Here is a 25,799-nt window from a genome sequence, read left to right as displayed (position 1 = left end):
ACAAAACGTCAAACAGGTTTCTCGTTCGCACCGGACCGGCTCACTTCTTGTCGTTGTTGCCCATGCAGGCGTCTTCCGCCTTGCCGTAGGCTTCCGACTTGTCTTCGTGCTTGGCCGGCCGAACACGCCCAACCGCGTCATTGGCGCGGGCGCGCAGGTAGACATAGAGGTCGTCCATGTAGCAGGCAACGTTCGGGTTATCGCCGAACGCCGGCATGACATTTTCCTGCGCCGTCGAGACGTTCTTGCGTCCGCTCGCGACCACGCCCATGAAATCCGGATAGCTCATGGTCTTCAGCGAGTCCTTCAACGCCGGCGCGTAGGTCGAGCCCATGCCATCGGGTCCGTGGCAGACGTGGCACTCCGAATGATAGCGGCGGTATCCGGAGTAGGTGTACCAGTCCACCGTGCCGTCGGATGTCACCTTGAACGTCGGGTTGCCATCCTTGTCGAGATACTTGCCGTCCTCGTTCTTGACGGCGGTTGGATCACCCACGTCCTCGGCGGAGGCAACTCCACCCATTGCCACGACGAAAATCGCGGCAGTCACAAACCAGATCTTACGCAAAAGCATATCCTCGCGTGCAGATTGAAGACGGACCGGCGCATGGAGATCGCCCCATGCGCCGGAACGAGGTTGCTCAGCTCACTGCTGCGGCAGCGAGAACACGGTGAGCGTTCCGCCGAGCGCGGTGTAGTTGCTCAGCGCGGCATAGCCGCCGACTGCGCCGAGACCGGCCGTCGGATCAGTCAGACCAGCCGCGAGGCCGATGCCTGCCCAACCGCCAACACCCGACAGAATGGCGACGTACTGCTTGCCGGCATGCTCATAGGTGGTGACGTTGCCGATGATGCCGGACGGGGTCTTGAACTTGTAGAGCTCCTTGCCCGTCTTGGCGTCGACAGCCTTCAGGTAGCCTTCCAGCGTGCCGTAGAACACCACGCCACCGGCGGTCGCGAGCGCACCCGACCAGACCGAGAACTGCTCCTTGTTCGACCACACGATCTTGCCGGTCTTGCCGTCCCAGGCGATGAAGTTGCCCATGTTGGTCTCACCGGGAGGCGGATACATCGACAGCGTCGCGCCGACATAGGGCTGACCTGCGGTGTAGCTCACCTTGAACGGCTCGTAGTCCATGCAGACGTGGTTGGTCGGCACGTAGAACAGCTGCGTGTCCGGCGAGTAGGCTGCCGGCTGCTCGTCCTTCGAGCCGAGCGCTGCCGGGCAGATGCCCTTCACGTTGACGTCCTCGCCTGCCTTGTCGGTCGACGCTGCGTCAAGAACCTTCGGACGACCATAGGTCGGCGAGTCCTTCTTCATGTCGACGCCGGAGGTCCAGTTCACCTTCGGATCGTACTTCTCGGCGACCAGCAGTTCGCCGGTGGTGCGATCGAGCGTGTAGCCGAGGCCGTTGCGATCGAAATGCGTCAGCAGCTTGCGCGCCTTGCCGTCGATCGTCTGATCCGAGAGGATCATCTCGTTGACGCCGTCATAGTCCCATTCGTCATGGGGCGTCATCTGGTAGACCCACTTGGCGACGCCGGTATCCGGGTTACGCGCCCAGATCGTCATCGACCACTTGTTGTCGCCGGGACGCTGCTTCGGATTCCAGGTCGAGGGATTGCCCGACCCGTAATAGACGAGGTTCAGTTCGGGATCGTAGGAGATCCAGCCCCAGGTCGCGCCGCCGCCGATCTTCCACTGATCGCCCTGCCAGGTCTTCAAGCTCGAATCCTTGCCGATCGGCTTGCCGAGCTCGGTGGTCTTGTCGTCGACCAGGAGCTGGTCATCCGGGCCTTCCGAGAAGCCGCGCCAGACCTGCTTGCCGGTCTTGATGTCGTAAGCGGTCACATGAGCCTGGACGCCGAACTCGCCGCCGGAGATGCCGAGCAGCACCTTGTCCTTGACCACCAGCGGCGCGGAGGTACCGGTCGAGCCCTTGCTGGGATCGCCGTTCTTCACCGTCCATTCCACCTTGCCGGTCTTGGCATCGAGCGCCACCAGCGTGGTGTCGGCCTGGTGCAGGAAGATCTTGCCGTCGCCATAGGCAACGCCGCGGTTGACCGTGTCGCAGCACATCACCGGAATGACGTTCGGATCCTGCTTCGGTTCGTACTTCCAGACGATCTTGTTGTCCTGCGAAAGGTCAAGAGCATAGACCTTGTTTGGGAACGGGGTGTGGACGTACATGATGTTGCCGATGATCAGCGGGCCACCCTCGTGGCCGCGCAGCACGCCGGTCGAAAACGTCCAGGCGACCTGCAACTTTCCGACGTTCGAGGCGTTGATCTGATTCAGCTTGGAGTAACGCTGATTGGCGTAGTCTCCGGCCGGCATCACCCAGTCTTTCGGGTTCTGCGACATCTTGTGGAGTTCGTCATTGGCGTTGGCCGCTCCGGCGGCAAATACCGCCATTGCCCCAAGGCCGGTCGCGTAAAGCATCTTGCGCATCGTGGATTTCCTCCCAGGTTCAAGAGCTCAAGGGTTTCCGCCGAAACGGCCCCACTTCTTCCATTTTGGTGCCCCAGTCGTAGTCCTCTCGAAGCGCGCTGACTTGCCCAAAAGAGAAGAGCCGTTTGCTCAAAAGCGAAGCTTCGTCAGATTTTTGTCGCCCGGCCCTGATTTGGCTGGAAAGCTTGCTTCATGTTGCAGGGCATCAATCGCGGCCGGCGCGATCCGGATGCCAGATTGACGCGTGCTAAGGTTGCGCTTGACGAGCCTAGAACTAAGTCGGAGGATCACCCGACATTAACCGGGAAGAAATCCCGCCGCCTCCCTAAGCTATTCAGAATCAGGGAGAAGGCGCATCATCTCGGGCCAGACTTAAGCTCGGTGAGCAGTCACGTGGGGATCGAATCGGTGGCTGGAAAGATGTCCGATACAGTCCATTCTCTCAGCACGAACGGATTGACGCCCAAGCGGCAGATTCAGCGCTGGTCGGATGCGCTCACTGACCTTTGCGGCCAGTTCGACGTCGATGCGCTGGAAGGATCCTCGCTCGAAGCCCGGGTCAATTTCACGACGGTATCGCGCCTGAAGCTGTGTCAGATCGAGGCAAGCCAGCACCGGATCGCGCATACCATCTCGCGCATCAAGCTGAGCGAGCACCCCTATATCAAGATCGTGTTCCAGACCCACGGCGTCTCGCATTTCGAGCAAGACGGCCTGCACTTCGACATCATGCCGGGCGACTGCTTCGCCTACGACGTGTCGTGTCCGCACACCATCATCAGCCCGTCGCTGACGCGGCACGAGGTCGTCATCGTTCCAAAGGACCTGCTCAAGGAGCGCGGCTTCCAGCTCTCCAAGATGGCGCCGTGCAAGCTGTCGGCGCGCAACGGCACCGGCCGCATCGCCTATGATTTCGTCCATGCCGCCTTCGGCGAGGCACCGACGCTGACGCCGGTCAACGCCGTCGGCGTGGCTGATGCGCTGATCGACTTGCTGCTGTTGCCGCTGCGCGAGACCGGCGCCATGTTCGACCGCGGCAGCGCCGAGGCCACCTATGTGCGGGCCCAGGGCTTCATCCGCGAGCATCTGCGCGATCCGGATCTCTGCATCGACCGCATTTCCGCGGCGCTCGGCTGCTCGAAGCGCTATCTGCACATGCTGTTCAGCGATCGCGGCATGACGGTCAGCGACTACATCTGGAAGGCCCGGCTGCAGAACTGCCGGCAGGAGCTGGAGTCCCAGAACGGCAAGACCATCACCGACGTCGCGTTCTCCTGGGGCTTCTCGAGCTCGTCGCATTTCAGCCGCGTCTTCCGGAAGTATTTCGGCATCGCGCCCTCCTCCGTCCACAAGGGCCTGCACGGCGGTATGCCGGCCGATGTGGTGCTGGAATAGCGGTTCCATCCGACGTGCAGGCGTTGCGCCATGCCGTCCGCCGACAGACTTTCTCCAACCAAGTTGTCCTCAATCAAGCTGTCCTCGATCAAGGTTTGGGCGCGCAACCTCAAGCGGGACAGCGTTGCGCTGTATCTCGCATCGCGTGATCCGCGCGTGCCCTGGTATGCCAAGGCCCTTGCCGTCGCCGTCGTGGCCTATGCGCTGTCTCCCATCGATCTGATCCCGGATTTCATTCCGGTGATCGGCTATCTCGACGATCTGATCCTGCTGCCGCTCGGCATCTGGCTTGCGATCTCGCTCGTGCCGGACGAGGTGATGGCGGAATGCCGTACCAAGGCCGGCGCCGTCTTGCAGCGTCCGACCAGCCGGGCGGGAATGATCGCGATCGTCGTGCTCTGGATCGCCGGCGCGGCGGCGCTGGCTTGGGCGGCTTTCAGATATTGGCGACAGCCAATCGTCTAGGACCGTGCGGCCTTTGGCACGAGCGCCTCGACCGTCACGCCATCATCGCTGGAATTGATGTTAAGCGTGCCGCCAAGCGCGAGGATCCGCTCCTGCATCCCGGTCAAACCGCGGCCAAGCCTGTGATCCCTCAGCAGGCCGCGGCCATTGTCGCGAACCCGCACGAGCGCGCAGTCGCGGCTGCCGCGCAGGCCGGCCTGGCATTCCGCCGGTTCGACCGTGATATCGACCGCGGTCGCGCCGGCATGGCGGAACACGTTGGTGAGCGCCTCCTGGACGATGCGATAGATCGTGAGGTCGGCCATCTCGCCGGTATCGCCGAGCGCCGGCGAGATGCGGCTCTCGATCTTCACCTCCGGGTGCGTTTCGCTCCATAGCCGCACCAGCGCGCCGAGCGCTTCCGCAAGCCCGAGCTCGGCCAGGCCGACCGGCCGCAATCGCTCAAGAATCCGGCGCGTGAACTGCTGGAGCGCGTTGACCTGCTCGAGGATGGCGTTGCCGTGCTTGCGCAATGCCGCAGGGTCCGGCTTTTCGACTTCCGCCAGCCGGGTCAGCGCGCCGGCATGCGCGCGCAAGGCAAACAGATAGGGCCCGAACTCATCGTGCAATTCGCGCGCGATCTCCTTGCGCTCGGAATCCTGCAGCGAGACCGCGCGCTCGGCGAGCTGCCGCTTGCCCTCGACGGCATCGCCAAGGGTCGCCGCCAGATGGTTCAGTTTGGCACAGATGGCGGCCAATTCCGGCGATCCGCCGGGCTCGACGCGGGCATCGTAATCCCCGGCCTCGATGCCGGTCATGGCCTGCGACAGTGCCTCCAGTGGCGCCAGCGCGCGGCCGACCACCAGCATGGTGACCAGAAGCAGCGCGACCGTGATCGCGGAGCCGACCTCGATCTGGGTGACGATGCCGTCCCAGATCTCGGCGACTTCGTCGTCGGGATGCGAGGTGATGACCAGCGATTGCGGCTTGCCGTGCACCGAGATCGGCACCCGCACCGAGGTCTGCTCGGGATGAACCAGCGCGACGAACCACTGCGGCGGAGCGCGTTGATCGCCGACGTCCTCGGGGCGATCAGGAGATTTTGCGGTCGCGCCATCCTGCCGCGTGATGCTGACGTGACGCAGCCGGCTCAGGTCCTGGACGATCTGATCGAGCCGCGCATCGGGATCCGGCGCCTCGTCGAGACCGGCCACGATCGTCGCAACGAATTCACGCGCCAGACGGATCACGCTCTGGTCCTCGGCCTGGACACGCGGCCCCGCTTCCAGCACGAGCCGCGCAATATTGATGCCGAGGCCAAGCGCCAGGATCAGCGCCAGCAGCAGGTTGATCCGCGCGCGCAAAGATAGCTTTTGCCACATGACGTTGCCCCCGACCGCGATCCCTCCTCCGAGAGGATCGTTGACAGCCAAATTTGCCCGGCTATCTAATCGCACCCTATCGCAATCCCGCACGAGGTGCACAACCGGTCGGAACCGACCTGTCCTTCGCGCAAACCGACGTGATGATGAGTGAATCGAAGCAGGTCGCCGGAACAACGCCATGCGCATTCTGATCGTTGATGATCATCCCATCGTTGCCTCCGGTTGCCGCACCGTGTTCGCCGACGATCCCGAGATCACGCTGCTGGAAGCGGCGGATGCCGAAAGCGGCGAACGGGCGTTCGTCGCGGAGAAGCCCGATCTCTGCGTGATCGACATCAACCTGCCGACGGTCTCCGGCTTCGAGCTGGCGCGCCGCATCCTGACGCATGATGCGTCTGCGCGCCTCATCATGTTCAGCATGAACGATGACCCGGTGTTCGCCGCCCGCGCCATCGACATCGGCGCCAAGGGTTACGTTTCGAAGACCGGCGATCCCAACGATCTGGTGGAAGCAGTGCGCGAGGTCGGCAATGGCGGCGTCTATCTGCCGCCAGCGATCGCGCGCAACGTGGCGTTTGCGCGGCCGGGCTTTGCGCAAAATCCGCTCTCCAAGCTCACTTCACGCGAGATGGAGATCCTGCGCCTGCTCAGCTCCGGCAAGAGCCTGTCGGAGATCGCCTGGCTGGTGCATTCATCATACAAGACGGTCGCAAACACGTCATCGATCATGCGCCAGAAGCTTGGCGTGCGCACTTCGGCAGAGCTGGTGCGGCTGGCGATCGAGAGCGGCGTCGCCTGACGCAGCGCTCCAACCAAGAGGAATACGACAATGCAGACGGTTTCCCAGAACAAGTCGCATGGCGGCACGCAAGGCGTCTATCGGCATCCAAGCCGCGAGACCAAGACCGACATGACCTTTTCGGTGTTCGTCCCTGAACATGCGGCCGGCGCCAAGCTGCCCGTCGTCACCTACCTGTCGGGCCTGACTTGCACCCACGCCAACGTCACCGAGAAGGGCGAATTCCGCCAGGCATGCGCCGAGCTCGGCCTGATCTTCGTCGCGCCCGACACCAGCCCGCGCGGCGAAGGCGTCCCCGGCGATCCCGCCAACTCATACGATTTCGGGCTCGGCGCCGGCTTCTACGTCGATGCGACGGAGCAGCCGTTCGCGACCAATTACCGGATGTGGAGCTACGTCACCGAGGAATTGCCGAAGCTGATCGCCGAGCAGTTCCCGGTCGACACAACGCGGCAATCCATCCTTGGTCATTCCATGGGCGGCCATGGCGCGCTGACGGTCGCGCTGCGCTACCCCGATCGTTATCGCGCGGCGAGCGCGTTTGCGCCGATCGTGGCGCCGTCGCAGGTGCCATGGGGCAACAAGGCGCTCGGCGGCTATCTCGGCAGCAACAAGCAGGCGTGGCGCAAGCATGACGCCGTCGCCCTGATCGAGGACGGTGCCCGCTTCTCCGATCTGCTGGTCGACTACGGCGATGCCGACGGCTTTCTCACCGAGCAGCTGCGGCCCGAACTCCTGAAGGCCGCCTGCGAGAAGGCCAACATCCCCCTCACCCTGCGGCGTCAGCCGGGCTATGACCACAGCTACTACTTCATCTCGACCTTCATGGCCGATCATCTGCGCTGGCACGCCGCGCGACTGAAGGCGTGAGCGTCACGCAGTCTGTTCATTCCGTCATTCTGAGGAGGCCGCGAAGCGGCCGTTTCGAAGGATGCACGGCCCGAATTTCTACGTGTGGCTGTAACCAGGCCGATTCATCCTTCGAAGCTCGCCCAGCGGCGCAATTGCGCCGCAAGGCTCGCACCTCAGGATGACGGAGGTCCATTCGTGAGCGCAAGCTACCGCGCTTGCGGCACGCCGTAGTTCGGCGCGAGCAGGCGGTTGCGCACGAGGTAGTCGGTGGCGCGCGACCAGGATTCGTCGGTGTTGCCGCGCATGTCGGCGCTCGCCGCTGCCAGCAATTGCCCGCTATGGACGTCGCGCAAATAGAGATTGATGTTGAGGATGAGGTTGGAGACCTTCTGCACCACGCCCGTCATCACGAGATCAGCGCCCAGTTCGCCGGCCAGCTTCACATCGCAGCCGCCGCAGGCCTGAAGATTGCTGCCATGCGCCGCAGCATTGACCGGCGCGATGTCGAGCACGCGGAACTTGCCGGAGTCCGCGAGCTCCTTGCGCACCTGATCGCCGGCCCGGAGCAGCCGCGCCTGCTCATCACTGCGTGGCCCGCTCACTTCCCCCTGCAGGCTGGTGTCGATCATCTCGAGGTCGAACACCGCGAGCTTGGGCGGCTCGGCGCGCGCTGCCGCCGCAGACACCACCAGCAAAGAAACGGCGAAGGCAAACGCTGATCTCATGATTGTGAACCAATCGTAATTTGTAACGTCGCAACGACAAAAAGCGGGGTTGCAAGCTAGGCCAATTCCGGCATCTTGCAAGTCAACAGCATGGAAGCCGGATTTCCGAACGCCATGCCGAGTGAAAAAAGACTGCGGGAGGAGTTATGTTGCGATGGCTGATCGGCACGATCGCGCTCAGCATGGTGGCGACCGGCGCGCTGGCGGCTGATCCCGTCGAGGTTCATATCGGCTATCTCGGTCATGCCGGCGTCAAATCGACGCTCTCGCTGGTCGAGCAGCCCGCCGACAATGACGGCATCGCAGGCGCGAGCCTTGCGATCGAGGACAACAACACGACCGGCAAATTCCTCAACCAGCGCTTCGTGCTCGACGAGGTCAAGGTCAAGGATAGCGACGATGTCGCCAAGGTCGCGACCGACCTCGCCGGACGCAACGACTATATCATCACCGACCTGCCCGCCGACGCCTTGCTCAAGGTCGCCGACGCGCTGCGCGACCGCGGCACCGTGCTGCTCAATGCGGGCGCGATCGACGATCGGCTGCGCGAGCAGGACTGCCGCGCCAATGTCATCCACATCGCACCCACCCGCTCGATGCTGGCGGATGCGCTTGGCCAATATCTGGTGTGGAAGCAGTGGAAACGCTGGCTGCTGGTGGTCGGCTCGCATGATCAGGACAAGCTTTACGCCGACGCGCTGCGCCGCGCCGCGACCCGCTTCGGCGCCAAGATCGTCCAGGAACGGACCTTCGAGGACACCGGCGGCGCGCGCCGCACCGACAGCGGTGTGACCTTGATCCAGCGCCAGATGCCGGTGTTCACCCAGCAGGCGCCGGCTTACGACGTGCTGGTCGCCGCCGACGAGAGCGAGGTGTTCGCGAACTATCTGCCGTACCGCACCTGGGACCCGCGTCCGGTGGCGGGCTCGGCGGGCCTCGTGCCGACCAGCTGGGACGCGGCGCATGACCAGTGGGGCGCGGTCCAGATCCAGAACCGCTTCGTCAAGCTGAACATGCGCCGCATGACGGCGCTCGACATGCAGGCCTGGACTGCCGCGCGCATGATCGGGGAAGCCACATCGCGCACCAATTCGGGGGACCCCAAGAAGGTTATCGCCTTCCTCAAGGGCAAGGATTTCTCGATTGCCGCCTTCAAGGGCACGCGATTGACCCTGCGAGACTGGAATCTGCAACTCCGCCAGCCGATCCTGCTGGCCGATGGTCGTATGGTCGTTTCGGTCTCGCCGCAGGAAGGTTTCCTGCATCAGGTCTCCGAACTCGACACGCTCGGAGTTGACCGGCCTGAAACGAAGTGCAAGCTGCAGTGAGGGAGATGATACGCATGTGGCGCCGCTGTCTGTTGACCGGGATGCTCGTTTGGCTTGCCGCGACACCGGCGTCCGCCTTCGTTGCCTACGTCTCCAACGAGAAGGGCAACACCGTCACGGTGATCGACACCAACAGCTGGACGGTGACCAAAACCATCAAGGTCGGCCAGCGGCCGCGCGGCATCGAGTTCTCGCGCGACGGCAAGTTCGTGATGGTTGCGGTCGGCGACGACGACACGATCCAGGTGATCGATACCAAGACCCAGGAGATCGTCGACACCCTGCCCTCCGGTCCCGACCCCGAATTGTTCACCCAGGATGCCGCCGGCAAGACCATGTATGTCGCCAACGAGAACGACAACACGGTCACCGTGATCGATCTCGAAAAGCGCGCCCGGATCGGCGACATCCAGGTCGGCGTCGAGCCTGAGGGCATGACGATCAGCCCGGACGGCAAGATCCTGATCAACACGTCCGAGACCACCAACATGGCGCATTTCATCGATACGTCGACGCGCCAGATCGTCGCCAATGTGCTGGTCGATTCGCGGCCGCGTTTCGCCCAGTTCAAGCGCGACGGTTCCGAATTGTGGGTCTCCTCCGAGATCGGCGGCACGGTGTCGATCATCGATCCGGTCAAGCGCGAGGTGACCGGCAAGATCACCTTCGAAATTCCGGGCTTGCGCAACGAGGCGATCCAGCCAGTCGGCATCGGCATGACCAAGGACGGCAAGACCGCATTCGTTGCGCTCGGCCCCGCCAACCGCGTTGCCGTGGTCGACGGCACGAGCCACAAGGTCCTCAAATATCTCCTGGTCGGCCAGCGGGTCTGGCACATGGATTTCACCCCGGACGAAAAATATCTGCTGGTCACCAACGGCGTCTCGAACGACGTCTCCGTGATCGACGTCGCGGCCCAGAAGGTGATCAAGACCATTCAGGTCGGCGAACTGCCCTGGGGGATCACGATCGCGCAGCCATGACCTCAACCGACGCCCATATCGCGAACCAGCTCTCGCCGGATGCAGGCCCTGGAACAGCCGCGGCCGTGCAGCCGGCGCTGTCGATCGGCAATGTCAGCCACAGCTACGGTCCGCGCCGCGCTTTGATCGATGTCAGTTTCACGGTCCAGCCTGCGAGCTTCACCGCGCTGCTGGGTCTCAATGGCGCCGGCAAGAGCACGCTGTTCTCGCTGGTGACGCGGTTGTTCGGCATCCAGAACGGCCAGATCAAGATCTTCGGCCACGACATCAGCCGGACGCCGGGTGAAGCGCTGCGGCTGATGGGCGTGGTGTTCCAGCCGCGCACGCTCGATCTCGACCTCTCGCTGACGCAGAACCTGCTGTATCACGCCGCGCTGCACGGCATCTCGCGGCGCGAGGCGCGGCTGCGCAGCGCCGAGGTGCTCGGCCGCATCGGGCTTGCCGACCGCGCCGCCAGCAAGGTGCGCGATCTCTCGGGCGGCCAGATGCGAAGGCTTGAGATCGCCCGCGCGCTGCTGCACCGGCCCCGGCTGCTGCTGCTCGACGAGGCCACGGTCGGGCTCGACGTCAAGGCGCGCGCCGACATTCTCGACCATGTCCGGCAGCTCGTCACCGAACAGGGCATCGGCGTGCTCTGGGCGACGCATCTGTTCGACGAGATCATGCCAAATGACGACCTCGTCGTGCTGCATCAGGGCCGAATGCTGGCGCACGGCCCGATGTCACGGGTGATCACCGACGCCGGCGCCCAGGACGTCAACACCGCGTTCATGCGCCTGACCGGAACGGCAACACTCGCGGGGAGACCGCCGTCATGACCAGCACGACGGTTACGCCTGAGCGAAGCGGCTTCTCGCTGTCGGAATACATCGTCTGCCTGAACGGCATCGTGTGGCGCGAGGCGCTGCGCTTCCTGCATCAGCGCGAGCGCTTCGTGTCGGCGCTGGTCAGGCCGCTGGTCTGGCTGTTCATCTTCGCGGCCGGCTTCCGGCAGGTGCTCGGCATCTCGATCATCCCGCCCTACGAGACCTACATCCTCTACGAGGTCTATATCGCGCCCGGGCTGATGGCGATGATCCAGCTGTTCAACGGCATGCAATCCTCACTGTCGATGGTCTACGACCGCGAGATGGGCAACATGCGCACGCTGCTGGTCAGCCCGCTGCCGCGCAGCTATCTCTTGTTCTGCAAGCTGCTTGCCGGCACGGCGGTGTCGCTGCTCCAGGTCTATGCCTTCCTTGTCATCGCGTGGTTCTGGGACATCTCGCCGCCGACCATCGGCTACCTCACCGTGCTTCCGGCGCTGGTGCTGTCGGGCCTGATGCTCGGCGCGCTGGGCATGCTGATCTCGGCCAGCATCAAGCAGCTGGAAAATTTCGCCGGCGTGATGAACTTTGTGATCTTCCCGATGTTCTTCGCATCGTCGGCCCTCTACCCGCTGTGGCGCGTGCAGGAAGGCAGCCCGATGCTGTATTATATCTGCCAGTGCAATCCGTTCACGCATGCGGTGGAGCTGATCCGGTTTGCACTGTACGGCAAGATGAACTGGGTTTCGCTCGCGGTGGTCGGCGGCTGCACCGTCGTCTTCATGATCGGCGCGATCCTGGCTTACGATCCATCGCGCGGCCTGGTGCGCCGCGGACCCGGCGGAGGCGAGGCATGACAGGCTGGCGAACAGGACTGGGCGCGCTGCTCGCGATGGTTCTGTCGAACCAGGCCGCATCGGCTGCCGACCCGCGCTATCCGGACTGGCCCTGCCAACAGGCCAAGGTGCCCGAGATCTCGCTCGCCGCAGTCTGGGCCGGGCCGCCGCTCGGCGATGCCGAGACCAAGTGGAAGGACGACCCGAAAGTCAGCGCGCTCGCGATCAAGCTCGCGGCGCGCCGCGTTCCGCTCGAAGAAGCGCAGAAGGAAATCACCGAATTCCTTTCAGCTGCCGCGGCCGACAAGGCGAATGCGGGAAAACTGCTGTTTGCCGGTCTGTTCGATACGCTGAACGGACAGCGCGCCTCGGTGATGAACGGGCTCGAGCGCGTGATGCGCAAGCAGCGCGAGGCCGCGGAGAAGATCCGCGACGATACGCTCAAGCTGCAGGCGCTGCAGGACGCGACACCGCCGGACCAGGCCAAGGTCGACGAGCTCGGCAACCAGCTGGTCTGGGAGACCCGCATCTTCGAGGACCGCGGGCGCGTGGTGAAATTCGTCTGCGAGGTGCCGACCGCCATCGATCAGCGCCTGTTCGCGCTCGGCCGCACCATCCAGCAGGAGCTCGATTGAGGCCTGCGACCGAACGCCCCGGGATCGTCAACGCGCCGTTTTGACGGTCTTTTGGGTAACAGTCTGTTGGGCCACGCCGATCCGGAACAAACTGCACTGCCCGCTCGTTGTCTCCAACTATATCTGAACTTGGGAGACCTCCATGAAAGCAGCCAAGATCGTCATGACCAGCCTTGCCGCCGCGAGCCTGGTCACCACAGCGGCTTTGGCCCAGCAATCCATGTCGGGAATGGTCACCAAGATTGACCGACTGAGTGGAACCATCTCGATCCAGCAGACGCAAGGCGGCACAGTGGGCGCGTCCGGCGGCGCGATCCAGGAATACAAGGTGCCGAAGGGACAATCGCTGGAGGCCTTCCACGCCGGTGACAAGGTCTCGTTCACCACAACGGACAGCGACGGCGGCAAGACCATCAACAAGCTCGACAAGCAGAAGTAACGGCCCACGTGGCGCGCGAGGCTGGGCTTACTGCTCTCCCTCGCGCGGCTCGGGCTCGGCATCCGCCAGCGGCAATTTGGCACGCTCCCATCCGTCAGTTCCCTCCGGATACCACGCCACGTTGCGGTAGCCGTAGGACAGCACGCGCTTGGCCGCGTTCCACGACATCCAGCAATTCTCCTGGCAGTAGATCACGAGCAATCTGGTGGCGTCGCCGCCTGAGGCGCGGACCAGCCCGCGTCGCAGGTAGTCCTCCGTGGGCGCTGCGACCTTGCCGTAGCCGGTGTCAGGCAGCCAGATGCTGCCGGGAATGTTGAGGTGCGGCCGTTCGCGCCACACCGTGCCGGCGGGCAGATTTGGCTTCGGCGCACGCGGCAGCACGTCGACGAAGGCGGCGGACTTGTCGCGCCAGATCGCTTCCGCTTCCGCGGTGGTGAGCACCCGTGCGCCGGCAAGCGTCACCGGCACCGGAGCGCGGTAGTCCTCGGTGCGATAGCCCTCCGGCTCTGCGGGTGGGTCTTGCGCGCGGACAGGCGAAGCGGCGACGAGCATCACCGCAAGCATGGCCGCGAGCCTGATCATGGTGATTTGGTCGCGGTCTCCGGCCCGATTGGACGGTCGTTCTCGTCGAGCAGCGGGACGCCGTAGTCGAGCAGGATCTTGTTGATCTCGGGCTGGTTCTCCTGGATCAGGCGATTGAGCTGGCGCTTCCAGTTCTGGTCGGACGCCCGCACGCCCATGCCGATGCGATAGATCAGCTTCGGTCCCGTGGTCTCCTTGACCAGCGGGGTGATGTGCAGCGGCGGGTTGGCCTTCTTGGCGTAGAAGCCCGCCATCGGTCCCCACAGGATGCCGGCGTCGATCTCACCCTTGGCGAGATCGTTCATCATCGCCTCGGCCGACGAATCGTAGCGCGTATCGATCATCAGCGGATAAGGCTTCGCATTGGTCATCAGACCGTTGATGGCCATGTTGGTCGCGGGCGGCGTTCCCGCCACGATGCCAATATGCTTGCCTTTCAGCCGCTGGTCCTCGAGCGTCGTGACCTCATCGAGCCCACTGCCCGGCTTCGCGACGATCGCATAGGCTGTGCGGTAATAGGGATTGGTGCCCTGCGCGAGGTCATCGCCCTGCGGAAAGCCCATGATCACGTCGCAGCGATGCGCGCCGAGCGTCATCCGCACGAAGCCGGTCGCCTGCGGAAAGAACATGTAGTCGAGCTTCTTTTGCAGCTTCCCGGCCAGCAGTTCGCCGATCTTGTTCTCAAACCCCTCGCCCTTGTCGTTCGAGAACGGCAGGTTGCGGGGATCGGCACAGATGCGCAGCACGCGGGCATCGATGAGCTCGATGGAAAGCTCGCCCTGATCATTGACCTGCGCGCGCGCGATGTCGCGGCCGGCCAGACAGGCGATGAAGCCGACAAGCGCGAGCAGAACAGGACGGCATCCGACAATTCTCATTACGCGGTCTCCTCTTGATCGGATCGATCGCCGCCATCCAGCAATTGCCCGGCGCACCATGACGTGCAACAGGAATAATGATCGCGACCACGCCGCGCTGCTTGCTGCAGCGCAAACTGGAACGCGACGACATCGATCGCGCGTCCCGGAGTAACTGAGGCGGAAACATGGCTCATGGCGGTTCGGTGCTTGCGCTGCTCCTGATGCTTTGGGCGCCGACCATAGCGCGGGCGCAAGAGGTGGAATTGCCTGTAAGCGAAGTCGCTCCCGGAATATTCGTTCACACCGGGGTCACCGCGTTGATGACGCGCGAGAACGAAGGCGCCATCGCCAATGTGGGGTTCGTGATCGGCGACAGTGCCGTTGCGGTCATCGACACCGGCGGCAGCGTCCGCGAAGGACGACAGCTGCTCGCCGCGGTCCGCAGCCGTACCGACAAGCCGATCCGCTACGTGATCAACACCCACGCCCATCCAGATCACAGCTTCGGCAATGCGGCTTTCGTCGGCGACGGGACCAGCTTCGTCGGCCATAAGTCCCTGCCACGCGCGCTGGCCGCGCGCGGACAATTCTACCTCGACGGGTTTCGCCGGACCATGGGCGATGAGCTGATCGACGAGGTGAAGATCATCCCCCCGACCGTGCTGGTCGCGGACACGCTGAGGCTGGACCTCGGCGGCCGGGCCCTCACCCTGAAGGCGTGGCCGCCCGCCCATAGCGATAACGACCTCACGGTCCTCGACGAGCAAACCAGCACCCTGTTCGCCGGCGACATGGTGTTTCTTATCCATATTCCCGTGGTCGACGGCAGCCTCAAGGGCTGGCTGCGTGCGCTCGACGAGCTCGCGGCGATCTCCGCCGAGCGCGTGGTTCCCGGTCACGGACCCGTGAGCGCGTGGCCGGCTGCGCTTGCCGACGAGCGCCGTTATCTTGGGGTGCTGGCCGCGGATGTGCGCGCACTGGTCGCAAGCGGCAAGCCGATCACGGCCGCGGCGGAGCACGCGGCAGCCGCCGAGCGGCCGCGCTGGCAATTGTTCGACGATTACAACGCCCGCAACGCAACTGCAGCATTCTCGGAAATTGAATGGGAATAGCTGTTCGTCCTATACTTACGCGGCTGCATAGGATTTCGCGAACATGACCGGACATCGCGCCCGCCTGCTTTGCATCGCAAGCCTGCTCACGATCGCGCTGGGCACACCGGCTGCGCCCGCCGCGGAGGCCTATGATCCCTGGCCGGGTCTTGTCCAGGACATCTTCAGCAACCGCCCGATGAATGACGGCAATGATGTCATCGGCATCGAGATGCCGATGCGCGCGGAAGACGCCGCGATCGTGCCAGTGACGCTGCGCACCAAGCTGCAGCCGAGCGACAGCCGCCGCGTCGTCGCGATCACGCTTGTGATCGACGAGAATCCGGCGGCGATGGCCGCGAAGTTCACGCTGGGGCCGGCCGCCAACGTCACCGAGATCTCGACCCGTGTCCGCGTCAACAACTACACCAATGTGCACGCCGTCGCGGAGCTCAGCGACGGCAAGCTCTATGTGAGCAAGATCTATGTCAAAGCCTCCGGCGGCTGCTCGGCGCCGGCCGGCAAGAACGTCGAGGAAGCCAGGAACCGCCTCGGCCAGATGCGCTACCGGCAATTCACCAAGTCCGAACAGGGACCTGCGACCAGCACGCGGGAAGCCCAGATCATGATCGGGCATCCGAATAATTCAGGCCTGCAGATGGACCAGGTCACGCAGCTCTATATCCCGGCCTACTTCGTCAACGAGCTGCACATCTGGCAGGACGACAGTCCGGTGCTGGCGATGGAGGGCGGAATCTCGATTTCCGAGGATCCCAATATCCGCTTCACCTACGTCTCGAATGGCGCCAAGCGCTTCCGTGCCGAAGCCAAGGACACCGAAGGGCATATCTTCGAGCACGAATGGAAGGTCGAGAATCCCGGCACCTGACGCCTCGCGATCTCACGACGGACGCAAAATGCAATGAGATCAGGTTGGATCGCTATCGCGCCTTAGCCCGGTATTTAAGCATGATCTTTCCGGAAAACCGCTTCGCACTTTTTCGGATCATGCTCTAGAAGCACCTGACTTCGGCTTCGGCCTGGGCGCGCCTGAGGTCGTTGAGCGCGTTCGCGGCCTGCTCGGACGAGCGGAACTGGCCGCCCAGATTGCCCCGCACCTGCGCCATGCTCAGCACGGTCTCGGCGGTGACATAGCGATCATAGGGGATGATCGAGGCGACGACGTCGATCGAGCAGGAACATTGCTCGATCGACTGCCGGGATTCGCCATTGGCCTTCATGCAGCCGAACACATATTCCGCCCGCGCCGAGGTCGGATAGTCGTTGATCTCCTGGGCCCGCACGCTGACGGCCGTCCCGGCAAGCACCAGGATGGCGACAATCGGTCGTAGCATGCCAGCTCCTGCCATGGTCCTGCTTCCTCTTCTCTTTCCGCAAGCTATGCTATGGATGTTGATCAGAAAAGAAAACATTCGGGGAAGTGGCTCAAGAAACGATGATCATCTCTGTACGCACGGTGTTGGCTGCGGCAGTTCTGGCGGTCATGCAGTTCGGCACCTCGTGCTACGCGCAGACCATCCGCGTTGCAGCGCAGAAGACCGGAACGCTGGCCTGGGAACTGGCCGTCATTCGCTCCCATGGTCTCGACAAGAAGGCCAATCTGTCGATCGACGTCGTCGAGTTGGCCAGCCCCGAGGCCGGCAAGATCGCGCTGCGCGCCGGCACGGCCGACGTGATGGTATCGGACTGGCCCTGGGTGTCGCGCGAGCGGTCGCTCGGCGCCAAGCTGCAATTCTATCCCTATTCGAGCGCGCTGGGCGCCGTGATGGTCCCGGCCTCCTCGCCGGTCAAGACGCTCGCGGACCTCAAGGGGCGGAAGCTTGCTATTGCCGGCGGGGCGATCGACAAGAACTGGCTGTTGCTGCAAGCCGCATCGAAGCAGGACGGCATCGACCTGAAGTCGCAGGCGACCATCGTCTACGGCGCGCCGCCGCTGCTCGCCGCCAAGACGCTCGGCGGCGAGATGGACGCGACGCTCAATTACTGGAATTTCTGCGCCGCGCTCGAAGCCAAGGGCTTTCGCCGGCTCGCCGGGATGGAAGAGATCCTGCAAAAGCTCGGCAGCAAGGGCCGCATCGCCATGATCGGCTACGTGTTCGACGAAGCCTGGGCCAATGCCAACAAGGATCTGGTGGCCCGCTTCATCGCGGTGACCCGCGCGGCGAAAGAGATTCTGGCGACCTCGGATGCCGAATGGGACGCGATCGCGCCGCTCACCGGCGCGCAGGATCCCGCAACCCTGCATGCCTATCGTGAGCGCTACCGCGAAGGCATCCCGCGCCGTCCGATCGCGGACGAAGAGGCCGATGCGCGCGTGCTCTACCGGGTGCTGGCGCAGCTCGGCGGCCGCGATCTGGTCGGCACGGCAACCGAGCTCGATCCCGGCACCTTCTACCAAGCGATCCCGGGAGACTAGCGGTGCTGCGTCTCCTCTCATTCACGCTGTTCATCGCGACCTGGTGGATTGCCTCTCTCCTGATCGGCGATGCGAAGCTGCCGGCGCCGCCGGCGGTGCTGTCGGTGCTCGTCGCCGAAGCCCGATCGGGCGCGCTGTTCGTCAATCTCGGCGCAACCCTGGCCCGGGTCGCGCTGGCCTTCACCCTTGCCATGGCGCTCGGCTCGGCGATCGGCTATTTGATGGGCCGCGTCTCGCTTGCCAATCGCCTTGGCGATCCCTGGCTGATCCTGCTGCTCAACCTGCCCGCGCTCGTCGTCATCGTGCTCGCTTACATCTGGGCCGGGCTGACCGAGGTCGCCGCGATCGCCGCCATCGCCATCAACAAGCTGCCGACCGCCGTCGTCACTCTGCGCGAAGGCGCCCGCGCGCTCGATCCTGCGCTCGACGAAATGGCGACGGCGTTTTCTTTTCCGCGCGGCCGCGCCTTCCGTCATGTGATCCTGCCGCAGCTTGCGCCCTACATCGCGGCCGCTGCGCGCTCCGGGCTCTCGCTGGTCTGGAAGATCGTGCTGGTCGCCGAATATCTCGGCCGGCCGAACGGCGTCGGCTTCGAGATCGGGGTTGCCTTCCAGCTGTTCGACATCCCCTTGCTGCTTGCCTATTCGCTGAGCTTTGCGGGTGTCGTGCTCATCATCGAAACCCTGCTGGTGCAGCCGTTTGAAACCAGGCTAACGCGGTGGCGGCTCCGTGCAGCTTGAAGTCAATATCACCGGCAAGAGTTTTGAGAGCGCGGCCGGGAAGCGGCACGACGTGCTCGACAACGTCACCTTCACGCTGAACGCTGGCGAGGTCGGCGTGCTGTTCGGCCCGTCAGGCTGCGGCAAGAGCACCTTGCTCCGGATCCTCGCCGGGCTCGACGCCAACTACCGGGGCCATGTCGCGCGGTCGCCGGGCATGCGCCTTGGCATGGTCTTCCAGGAGCCGCGGCTGTTGCCCTGGCGCACGGTCGAGGAAAATGTGCGGCTGGCCGCGCCGCATGTCGACGACAGCACGCTCTCTGCGCTGTTCGAGGTGCTCGAACTGGGCGCGCACCGCAACCATTTTCCCGCGGAGCTGTCGCTCGGCCTCGCCCGCCGCGTCGCGCTGGCCCGCGCCTTCGCCATCGAGCCCGATTTCCTGATCCTCGATGAGCCGCTGGCCTCGCTCGACAATGCGCTCGCGGGGCGGCTGCGCGACCAGGTCGCGACGCTGGTGGCGAGCCGGAAAATGATGACCTTGCTCGTCACCCACGATCTCGACGACGCCGTTCGCCTCGGCGATCGCCTGTTCTTCCTGTCATCGCGGCCGGCCCGAATCCTCCACGTCGAGACCATTGCCGCACCACGCGCGACGCGCGGCGAACCCGAGATCGACGAAATCAAGCGGCAACTCTCACAGTTGGACCTTGCAAATATGTGAGACGCCGTCATCCTTGGACGAAGCATAAAGGAGAGGCTGGATGTCGCGCGCGTTGATCGCTGTTGGTGTTGCGTCGCTTGTGCTGCCGGCGACGGTGCTCGCCCAAAGCAAGGGCAAAGGCATTCGGCTGTGGAATCTGACCAGCGCCACGATTTCGAGCTTCGCGCTGTCGCCGGCAGGCAAGAACGAGTGGGGTCCGAACCAGACGCTCAACGACAAGGACAAGGAAGTCGACCATGACGAGCGCCTGCGGATCACCGGCGTCGAGCCCGGCCGCTACGACGCCAAGGTCGGCTACAGCGGCGCCAGGCAGTGCTTCGTTCGCGACATCGAGATCAAGGCCGATGCCGTGTTTTCGGTATCCGACAAGGACTTGAAGGACTGCAACAAATAGGAAGGCTAACCCGCCGGCAGCTCGCCGCCCGTGCCGGCCCGATCGTTGCTGTGCGGATATTCGCAACGCCAGCGCACCGCGGTCCATTTCGGATGTTCGCCGACCCACCGCGCGATGTAAGGCGGCGCGGCCATGGCGCATTGCTGCAGCGAGCCGTTCCAGTTGAACACCAGATGCTGCTCCTCGCAGGTGGCGGGCGACAGCACGGCACATACCGTGACGATCAGATCAATCGGGTTCATGCGCGATCCCTAAGCGTGCTCATGCAATAGATAACACGGCGAAATACGTAATCAGCCACGTCCGGGTTTCACAGCCCCGTGAGAGGTTGGGGAACCCGGTCCGGGAGGCTTCACGCTCTAGAAGTTCAAACCGTACACCAGCCGCGCCTGATGGCGCTCGAAATTGACGAGGTCGAGGGCGGCATTGCTTCCGGCCCGCTGCCCCCAGGCCTGGACGCTCCATGTCGCGGTCAGGCGTGAACGTTCGGAGAGCTGGAAATAGGCGGTCGGTCCGATGAACAGCGCCTGCCCGGACAGTTCATCCAGGCCGATTCCCTCGTACTTCCTGAAATAGCGCGCTTCGCCGCCGATCAGGATATCCGGCTTCACCCTGGCCATGAGGCCGAATGCGGCACCGATGGTGGCATCCTGATCCGCAGCGCCGGTGCGCGGCGTGCGCGTCCATTCCGGCTCATAGCTTAGGTTGAGGGCCGCGATGACAAAATTCGGGATCACCTCGCGGTCGAACGCGACCGTGAGTTCGGTGCCATAACTACGGACGGCTGCGGCCGTCGTCTCGTCGACGCGATCGGCACGCGTCTCCAGCGCGACCGTCATGCCAAAGGGCGCCGTCTCGCGATTCAGAAAGCGATAGCGGAAATCGACCGAGACGCTCTGCCACGACAGCTGGCGCCGATCGTCAAGACCCGGAACGCGGTTGATGTCGTATGCGCCGAATGACGTTCCGAGCTCGACACGAAAATTCTGCGCGGGCACGAGCTCGAGCTCCATTTCCTGATTGAGCGTGCGATACCGGCCGCCGTCCTTGGCGAAGCGCCCTGTGGTCTGGCTCTGGAATTCGCGCTCACCGACATTGCCCACGTCGGAGCCGATCATGAAGCCGAAGATGTGCTCGGTATCAAAGTCCTCGGCATATGCGCCAGGCGGCAACACCGCCGCGATGCCGGCAATCGCCGCGCACAGCATCCCCGCCCAACGCCCGGTCTTGAGTTTTGGATTCATCGTCCCCGCACCACCGCCTCAGGCCACACTGTAGGACAAAGCAGCTAGGCCCGCCAATCGCGCAGGTGGTGTCGGTCTCAAGGTCTTGTGGGAAGGGTATGAAGGAAGCTGTCCGAGCGGCCGCAGCGCCCGAGAAAGACACGTTCGACAAAAGACGCCTGCCCGGCTCGATGCAGCGCGCTGCACGAGCCGGGCAGGCTGTCTCGCGTTACTTGTCTTAAGATTACTTGCGCGCTGCGCAGGCGTACATGTTGATTTCCATGCCCACCGGCACTTCGACGATCTTCGGTGTTTTCCAGGCCATTTCCTTCTCCCAAGTCATAAGTTGTTGGCGCAAACCTCGCGCCGCGCGGCAAGCTAGGGCTGCCTTTTCCAGGGCGCAAGCCGGCCGGGTAAGGACCCGACTTCGCTGCTGGACATGCCGAGGCGGACGACGGCTCGCTGACATCTGCCCGGCGTTGGGAACTCCGACACTGATCTGTCGGGCATTTTCCGGCTGCCGGGCGGCGACGCGGGGGTAAGGAGACCCGATTCATCCAGCCGCGTCTTGCCCAAGAGCGAACTCGCAACTTTTTTGTTATGCGCGGATTCCTGCGTCAATATCCGGCAATCCGCCTAGCAAGATGCGCCGGAAAGGCAAGCTATTTGAGCAGGCGCAGCAAGGCCCGGCCGGCGCGCGAGTTCAACTCCTTCGCATCCAGCGTTCCGTCATTGTCGGGATCGGCGGCCTTGAAGCGCTGCTCGACGACCGCAAGGTATTCGTCGAGCGTCAGGGTGCCGTCGTGATCCGGATCGGCCGCGGCCAGTTCTTTCGCGGTCAGCCGTCCGCGCAATTCGCGCGCGTCGAGCGTGCCGTCATGGTCGGGATCGAGCTTCGCGAACAGGTCGGCAGCAGCCTTCTTGGCTTCGGCGAGATCGACCGTACCGTCATTATCAGGATCAAGCATCTTCAGCGCGCCCTTGCGGCTGGATGCCGCCAGGGCGGGCCCCGACAGGATGGCAATGGCCAAACTCAGCGCAAGCGATCGGCGCGAAATCATCGTTCGTCTCCCGTAAGTGCCGCTCCGGCGAAGACACGGAGCGCCTGCGATCGGACCCTACCATAGCAGCTTCAGCGGAGCTTCCCACGGTTCGTGTACGCGGCGAAATCCTGTCGGGTTTCGGGTGGAAAGCGATTGCCTCACGGGTCATCTGTGGCGCTCGCGATTGCATCACAACGAGCGAGGTGACCCATGACCAGCATTTGCAAGAACGCATTGGGCTGCCTTGTTGCATTCGGTCTTATCGCGCCCGTGTCCGCGCAGACCCGGCACCCTGCCCCATCGGCGGAGGCGGTCCAGCAGCGCGTGCTCACCGGCAAGGAGCGGCTCGGCCGCAAATGGACCGACGAGCAGCGTATCGATAATTGCAATGTGCCGCCGGACAAGCGGGGCGCGAAACCGCGGCCGAGTGTCTGTCCCCCGACGCCGTCCAGCTGACCGTTCGTGCCGCGGCATCACGGCGGGCCGCGCTGGTGTAGCGTATTCCACGCGACGGCAAGCCACGAACGCATCTGCGAAAGACCTGACGCTTTCGATCAGTCTCTTGCGGTTAGCGGGCGCTCGTTCACGTTTTCGTATTGACCCGTTTTGGTTTCAGGCGGATGGTTCCGTCCGCAACGTCAGGAATAGGCGTGCGGAAAAAAGATTCATTGGGAGGATAGGATGAGACGCATTGCGCTGGCCGCAAGCCTTGTGATTCTTGCATCGTATGGTGCAAGCGCCCAGACCAACGAGCAGTTGGTCAAGGGGGCGACTGATACTTCGAACGTTCTCAATTACGGCATGGGTTACAATCTTCAACGCTTCTCGACGCTGAACCAGATCAACAAGGACACCGTCAAAAATCTGGTGCCGGTCTGGAATTACAGTTTGAACGACGATCGCAGCGAGGAATCGCAGCCGCTCGTCTACCAGGGCGTCATTTACGTCACCACGCACAACGCCACGATCGCGATCGACGCCAAATCCGGCAAGCAGATCTGGAAGACCAAGGTCGAGTATCCCGCCGAGACGCCGCGTATCGTCTGCTGCGGCATCATCAATCGCGGTGCTGCGCTGTATGACGGCAAGGTGTTCCGCACCACGCTCGACGCCAATGTGATCGCGCTCGATGCCAAGACCGGCAAGGAGCTGTGGCGCCAGAAGGCCGCGGATATCAAGGAAGGCTACTCGATGACGGTGGCCCCGCTGGTTGCCGACGGCGTCGTGATCACGGGCATCTCGGGCGCCGAGTTCGGCACCCGCGGCTTCATCGACGGCTGGGATCCCGCCACCGGCAAGAAGCTCTGGCGTACCTACTCGATCCCGACCCCGGACGAACCCGGTGGCGACACCTGGAAGGGCGACACCTGGAAGCTCGGTGGCGGCTCGACCTGGATCACCGGCTCCTACGATCCCGAATTGAACACGGTGTATTGGGGCATCGGCAATCCTGGACCGTTCAACTCGGCGGTGCGTCCCGGCGACAACCTCTACACCTGCTCAGTGCTGGCGCTCGATCCGAAGACCGGCAAGATCAAGTGGCACTACCAGTTCTCGCCGAACAATCCGTTCGACTATGACTCGGTGGCCGAGATGGTGCTCGCCGACATGAATGTCGAGGGCAAGCCGACCAAGGTGCTGATGGACGCCAACCGCAATGGCTTCTTCTACGTGCTCGATCGCACCAACGGGAAGCTGCTCGCGGCCAATCCTTATGTGAACGTCAACTGGGCCACCGGCATCGACATGAAGACCGGACGGCCGATCGAGACCGACATCACCAAGGATGCGCGTGAAGGCAAGAAGGTCACCGTCTACCCGTCGATCCTCGGCGGCAAGAACTGGGAGCCGATGTCGTTCAATCCGCAGACCGGCCTCGCCTACGCCAACACGCTCGCGTTCGGCGGCAAGTACAAGGCCGAGCCGGTGACGTTCAAGCAGGGCGAATGGTATCTCGGCATGGATCTCACCGATCCCTGGGAATGGGGCACCGGACCGCGCGGCCATCTGAAGGCGATCGATCCGATGACCGGCAAGGCGAAGTGGGAAGCGCCGAGCGATATTCCGCGCTTCTCCGGCGTGCTCTCCACCGGTGGCGGCGTGGTGTTCTCCGGTCAGCTGACCGGTGAATTCGAGGCGTTCGACGCCGATACCGGCAAGAAGCTCTGGCAGTTCCAGACCGGCTCGGGCATCGAAGGACAACCCGTCACGTGGCAGCAGGACGGCGTGCAGTATGTCGCCGTCACCTCCGGCTATGGCGGCGTCTATTCGCTGTTCTCGGGCGACGAGCGGCTTGCCAAGGTCCCACCCGGCGGCTCGCTATGGGTTTTCGCGGTCAAGAACTGAGCGCGGAGCACACGTGACTGAACGAGTAACCCTGTTGACGGCGGCGATCTTCGCCGCCGTCGCGGCGGCGGTGATCATGCTGATTCCGGCCGCCGCACAGCAAACCACCGCAATCGACCTTGAGGGTCAGGCCGACCAGGGCAAGGTCACCTACGCCAAGAACTGCTCGCATTGCCATGGGCCCAACATGGTCAATTCCGGCACCATCACGCCGGACTTGCGCGCGTTTCCCGACGACAAGACGCGCTTCGTGACCACCGTGAAGCAAGGCAAGAACGGCAAGATGCCGCCCTGGGTCGACATCCTGAACGAGCAGGAGATCGCCGACGTCTGGGCCTTCGTGTCGAGCCGGAGGACCCAATGAGGGCTCTTCTTGCGGGCGCCGCGACAGCCCTGCTTCTCGCTTTGTCGTCGGCAGCGCATGCCGCCGACGAACCGCTCAAGGTATGCCTCGACGAGGATCTGCCGCCGCTATCGGCGCATCATCGCGGCAAGCCCGATGCCGGCTTCGACGTCGCGCTCGCGCAGGCCATTGCCGAGCGACTTGGACGGCCGCTCAAGATCCAGTGGTTCGAGAGCAAGCTCGACGAAGATTCGAGCCCGGCGCTCGAAGCCAATGCGCTGCTGTCGGACGGGCGCTGCTCGCTGGTCGGCGGCTACGCGCTTACCACGGACTCGCTGAAGGCGCCCGGCGTCACGACGGCCAAGCTGCCGGACTTCGACGGCGCCACCCGCGAGGATCGCCGCCGGCGGATCCCGATCGGCGTGCTGGCGCCAAGCCAGCCCTACATCTATTCGCCGATGACCATCGTCCTCGGTCCCAAGGCCAAGGACAAGCTCAAGGAGCGCAAGATCACCGGCATCGGCGATCTCGCCGGCCTTCGCCTGACGATCGAAAGCGGCACGCTGGGCGACGCCATCCTGATGACCTTTGACAAGGGTAAGCTGATCGACGACATCACGCACCTCGTTCCGGGGCGCAGCGACCTGCTCGGAGAACTGGAACGCGGCGAATTCGACGCCACGCTGCTCGACCTGCGCCGCTTCGACGCCTACCGCGCTGAACATCCGGACACCAGGATCACGGCCTCGGGCTACTATTATCCGATCGGCGCCAACCGCGGTTACGTTGCGCTCGAAACCGACAAGGCGCTGCTGGAAGCCGTCAACAAGGTCCTCGCCGATCTGCAGGCCAAGGGCACCATCGCGGAGCTCGGCAAGGCCGCCGGCCTCACCTGGCTTCCGCCGCGTGAGCCGATCATCCTCGGCGATGTCTGGCTGAAGATCCTGAACCGGTGATGCCG

The 25,799-nt window shown here is 63.7% G+C and carries 31 protein-coding genes; 20 read left to right on the top strand and 11 right to left on the bottom strand.

What is annotated here, in order from left to right:
- Positions 1-40: 40 nt before the first annotated feature.
- On the bottom strand, positions 41-523 hold the full coding sequence (locus J2R78_RS28730; protein ID WP_253609935.1) for a c-type cytochrome, methanol metabolism-related: 483 nt from the start codon (positions 521-523) through the stop codon (positions 41-43).
- A gap of 123 nt (positions 524-646) precedes the next feature.
- Positions 647-2,452 (bottom strand): lanthanide-dependent methanol dehydrogenase XoxF5, encoded by a 1,806-nt coding sequence (xoxF5, locus tag J2R78_RS28725; RefSeq protein ID WP_092082995.1) that lies wholly within the window; start codon positions 2,450-2,452, stop codon positions 647-649.
- Between the two features lie 420 nt (positions 2,453-2,872).
- Between xoxF5 and J2R78_RS28720 the strand changes: the two genes are divergently transcribed.
- The gene (locus J2R78_RS28720; protein WP_016847804.1) at positions 2,873-3,847 is read left to right on the top strand and encodes a helix-turn-helix domain-containing protein; all 975 of its coding nucleotides are present in this window, start codon (positions 2,873-2,875) and stop codon (positions 3,845-3,847) included.
- Positions 3,848-3,877: 30 nt separating this feature from the next.
- Positions 3,878-4,312 (top strand): YkvA family protein, encoded by a 435-nt coding sequence (locus J2R78_RS28715; protein ID WP_253607703.1) that lies wholly within the window; start codon positions 3,878-3,880, stop codon positions 4,310-4,312.
- On the opposite strand, the gene J2R78_RS28710 is transcribed toward J2R78_RS28715, so the two are convergent.
- On the bottom strand, positions 4,309-5,673 hold the full coding sequence (locus J2R78_RS28710) for a histidine kinase (protein WP_253607702.1): 1,365 nt from the start codon (positions 5,671-5,673) through the stop codon (positions 4,309-4,311). The two genes, J2R78_RS28715 and J2R78_RS28710, sit on opposite strands and share 4 nt — an antisense overlap.
- Before the next feature lie 181 nt (positions 5,674-5,854).
- On the opposite strand from J2R78_RS28710, the gene J2R78_RS28705 reads away from it, so the two are divergent.
- Together J2R78_RS28705 and fghA are read left to right on the top strand one after the other, a co-directional pair.
- Positions 5,855-6,475 (top strand): response regulator transcription factor, encoded by a 621-nt coding sequence (locus tag J2R78_RS28705; protein WP_016847801.1) that lies wholly within the window; start codon positions 5,855-5,857, stop codon positions 6,473-6,475.
- Between the two features lie 30 nt (positions 6,476-6,505).
- Complete coding sequence (gene fghA / locus J2R78_RS28700) at positions 6,506-7,345, top strand: S-formylglutathione hydrolase (RefSeq protein ID WP_141339819.1); 840 nt, start codon at positions 6,506-6,508, stop codon at positions 7,343-7,345.
- Between the two features lie 188 nt (positions 7,346-7,533).
- On the opposite strand, the gene J2R78_RS28695 is transcribed toward fghA, so the two are convergent.
- A complete protein-coding gene (locus J2R78_RS28695) occupies positions 7,534-8,052 on the bottom strand; it encodes a DUF3280 domain-containing protein (protein WP_253607701.1) in 519 nt (172 codons plus the stop codon).
- Between the two features lie 146 nt (positions 8,053-8,198).
- On the opposite strand from J2R78_RS28695, the gene J2R78_RS28690 reads away from it, so the two are divergent.
- The 6 genes from J2R78_RS28690 to J2R78_RS28665 all read left to right on the top strand — a co-directional run bounded on the left by J2R78_RS28690 (position 8,199) and on the right by J2R78_RS28665 (position 13,079).
- Positions 8,199-9,380 (top strand): ABC transporter substrate-binding protein, encoded by a 1,182-nt coding sequence (locus tag J2R78_RS28690; protein ID WP_253607700.1) that lies wholly within the window; start codon positions 8,199-8,201, stop codon positions 9,378-9,380.
- A gap of 5 nt (positions 9,381-9,385) precedes the next feature.
- A complete protein-coding gene (locus J2R78_RS28685; RefSeq protein ID WP_253607699.1) occupies positions 9,386-10,363 on the top strand; it encodes a YVTN family beta-propeller repeat protein in 978 nt (325 codons plus the stop codon).
- Complete coding sequence (locus J2R78_RS28680; protein ID WP_253607698.1) at positions 10,360-11,181, top strand: ABC transporter ATP-binding protein; 822 nt, start codon at positions 10,360-10,362, stop codon at positions 11,179-11,181. Before J2R78_RS28685 ends, J2R78_RS28680 begins: the two co-directional genes overlap by 4 nt.
- A complete protein-coding gene (locus J2R78_RS28675) occupies positions 11,178-12,026 on the top strand; it encodes an ABC transporter permease (protein WP_253607697.1) in 849 nt (282 codons plus the stop codon). Before J2R78_RS28680 ends, J2R78_RS28675 begins: the two co-directional genes overlap by 4 nt.
- Entirely contained in the window at positions 12,023-12,640 is a 618-nt protein-coding gene (locus tag J2R78_RS28670) for a hypothetical protein (protein ID WP_076834158.1), read from the top strand. The genes J2R78_RS28675 and J2R78_RS28670 overlap by 4 nt, the downstream gene beginning before the upstream one ends.
- Positions 12,641-12,782: 142 nt before the next feature.
- Positions 12,783-13,079, top strand: coding sequence for a copper-binding protein (locus tag J2R78_RS28665; RefSeq protein WP_016847793.1), 297 nt, complete (start codon positions 12,783-12,785; stop codon positions 13,077-13,079).
- A gap of 27 nt (positions 13,080-13,106) precedes the next feature.
- On the opposite strand, the gene J2R78_RS28660 is transcribed toward J2R78_RS28665, so the two are convergent.
- Together J2R78_RS28660 and J2R78_RS28655 are read right to left on the bottom strand one after the other, a co-directional pair.
- The gene (locus J2R78_RS28660) at positions 13,107-13,661 is read right to left on the bottom strand and encodes a PQQ-dependent catabolism-associated CXXCW motif protein (RefSeq protein WP_253607696.1); all 555 of its coding nucleotides are present in this window, start codon (positions 13,659-13,661) and stop codon (positions 13,107-13,109) included.
- Positions 13,658-14,539, bottom strand: a complete 882-nt coding sequence (locus J2R78_RS28655; RefSeq protein ID WP_076834162.1) for a substrate-binding domain-containing protein — start codon at positions 14,537-14,539, stop codon at positions 13,658-13,660. The genes J2R78_RS28660 and J2R78_RS28655 overlap by 4 nt, the downstream gene beginning before the upstream one ends.
- Positions 14,540-14,706: 167 nt before the next feature.
- Between J2R78_RS28655 and J2R78_RS28650 the strand changes: the two genes are divergently transcribed.
- Together J2R78_RS28650 and J2R78_RS28645 are read left to right on the top strand one after the other, a co-directional pair.
- Positions 14,707-15,633 carry a quinoprotein relay system zinc metallohydrolase 2 gene (locus tag J2R78_RS28650; protein ID WP_253607695.1) on the top strand — a complete coding sequence of 309 codons (927 nt, stop codon included), beginning with the start codon at positions 14,707-14,709 and terminating at the stop codon, positions 15,631-15,633.
- A 43-nt stretch (positions 15,634-15,676) separates the two neighbouring features.
- Complete coding sequence (locus J2R78_RS28645) at positions 15,677-16,501, top strand: quinoprotein dehydrogenase-associated SoxYZ-like carrier (protein WP_253607694.1); 825 nt, start codon at positions 15,677-15,679, stop codon at positions 16,499-16,501.
- A gap of 124 nt (positions 16,502-16,625) precedes the next feature.
- Here J2R78_RS28645 and J2R78_RS28640 read toward each other — a convergent pair whose 3' ends face one another.
- A complete protein-coding gene (locus tag J2R78_RS28640; protein WP_371852187.1) occupies positions 16,626-16,967 on the bottom strand; it encodes a hypothetical protein in 342 nt (113 codons plus the stop codon).
- A 149-nt stretch (positions 16,968-17,116) separates the two neighbouring features.
- Here J2R78_RS28640 and J2R78_RS28635 point away from each other — a divergent pair, with 149 nt between their 5' ends.
- The 4 genes from J2R78_RS28635 to J2R78_RS28620 are packed head-to-tail and all read left to right on the top strand — an operon-like array spanning position 17,117 to position 19,883.
- Positions 17,117-18,049: an ABC transporter substrate-binding protein gene (locus J2R78_RS28635; protein ID WP_253590605.1), complete on the top strand. Its 933-nt coding sequence runs from the start codon at positions 17,117-17,119 to the stop codon at positions 18,047-18,049.
- A gap of 2 nt (positions 18,050-18,051) precedes the next feature.
- Positions 18,052-18,789, top strand: a complete 738-nt coding sequence (locus J2R78_RS28630) for an ABC transporter permease (protein WP_057020570.1) — start codon at positions 18,052-18,054, stop codon at positions 18,787-18,789.
- The gene (locus J2R78_RS28625; RefSeq protein WP_016847784.1) at positions 18,779-19,489 is read left to right on the top strand and encodes an ABC transporter ATP-binding protein; all 711 of its coding nucleotides are present in this window, start codon (positions 18,779-18,781) and stop codon (positions 19,487-19,489) included. Before J2R78_RS28630 ends, J2R78_RS28625 begins: the two co-directional genes overlap by 11 nt.
- Positions 19,490-19,529: 40 nt before the next feature.
- Positions 19,530-19,883 carry a hypothetical protein gene (locus tag J2R78_RS28620; protein WP_057020572.1) on the top strand — a complete coding sequence of 118 codons (354 nt, stop codon included), beginning with the start codon at positions 19,530-19,532 and terminating at the stop codon, positions 19,881-19,883.
- 5 nt (positions 19,884-19,888) lie between these two features.
- Here the strand turns inward: J2R78_RS28620 and J2R78_RS28615 are convergent, their stop codons facing one another.
- From J2R78_RS28615 to J2R78_RS28600, 4 genes are all read right to left on the bottom strand, one after another.
- On the bottom strand, positions 19,889-20,125 hold the full coding sequence (locus J2R78_RS28615) for a hypothetical protein (RefSeq protein ID WP_168856069.1): 237 nt from the start codon (positions 20,123-20,125) through the stop codon (positions 19,889-19,891).
- Between the two features lie 117 nt (positions 20,126-20,242).
- Positions 20,243-21,127 carry a hypothetical protein gene (locus J2R78_RS28610; RefSeq protein ID WP_375167067.1) on the bottom strand — a complete coding sequence of 295 codons (885 nt, stop codon included), beginning with the start codon at positions 21,125-21,127 and terminating at the stop codon, positions 20,243-20,245.
- 223 nt (positions 21,128-21,350) lie between these two features.
- Positions 21,351-21,431: a pyrroloquinoline quinone precursor peptide PqqA gene (gene pqqA / locus J2R78_RS28605; protein WP_009031067.1), complete on the bottom strand. Its 81-nt coding sequence runs from the start codon at positions 21,429-21,431 to the stop codon at positions 21,351-21,353.
- A 337-nt stretch (positions 21,432-21,768) separates the two neighbouring features.
- The gene (locus tag J2R78_RS28600) at positions 21,769-22,167 is read right to left on the bottom strand and encodes an EF-hand domain-containing protein (protein ID WP_253607693.1); all 399 of its coding nucleotides are present in this window, start codon (positions 22,165-22,167) and stop codon (positions 21,769-21,771) included.
- Between the two features lie 192 nt (positions 22,168-22,359).
- Here J2R78_RS28600 and J2R78_RS28595 point away from each other — a divergent pair, with 192 nt between their 5' ends.
- The 4 genes from J2R78_RS28595 (at position 22,360) to J2R78_RS28580 (ending at position 25,794) form a co-directional block, all read left to right on the top strand.
- The gene (locus J2R78_RS28595; RefSeq protein WP_225647641.1) at positions 22,360-22,605 is read left to right on the top strand and encodes a hypothetical protein; all 246 of its coding nucleotides are present in this window, start codon (positions 22,360-22,362) and stop codon (positions 22,603-22,605) included.
- A 225-nt stretch (positions 22,606-22,830) separates the two neighbouring features.
- Positions 22,831-24,495 (top strand): methanol/ethanol family PQQ-dependent dehydrogenase, encoded by a 1,665-nt coding sequence (locus J2R78_RS28590; RefSeq protein WP_018272901.1) that lies wholly within the window; start codon positions 22,831-22,833, stop codon positions 24,493-24,495.
- A 76-nt stretch (positions 24,496-24,571) separates the two neighbouring features.
- Positions 24,572-24,859 carry a cytochrome c gene (locus J2R78_RS28585; protein ID WP_253609934.1) on the top strand — a complete coding sequence of 96 codons (288 nt, stop codon included), beginning with the start codon at positions 24,572-24,574 and terminating at the stop codon, positions 24,857-24,859.
- Positions 24,856-25,794 carry an ABC transporter substrate-binding protein gene (locus tag J2R78_RS28580; RefSeq protein ID WP_253607692.1) on the top strand — a complete coding sequence of 313 codons (939 nt, stop codon included), beginning with the start codon at positions 24,856-24,858 and terminating at the stop codon, positions 25,792-25,794. Before J2R78_RS28585 ends, J2R78_RS28580 begins: the two co-directional genes overlap by 4 nt.
- The last annotated feature ends 5 nt before the right edge of the window (positions 25,795-25,799 follow it).

The organism is Bradyrhizobium sp. USDA 4538 (assembly GCF_024171045.1).
In the GTDB taxonomy this organism is placed as follows: domain Bacteria; phylum Pseudomonadota; class Alphaproteobacteria; order Rhizobiales; family Xanthobacteraceae; genus Bradyrhizobium; species Bradyrhizobium australafricanum.
This window is presented reverse-complemented; position numbering and strand designations above follow the sequence as displayed.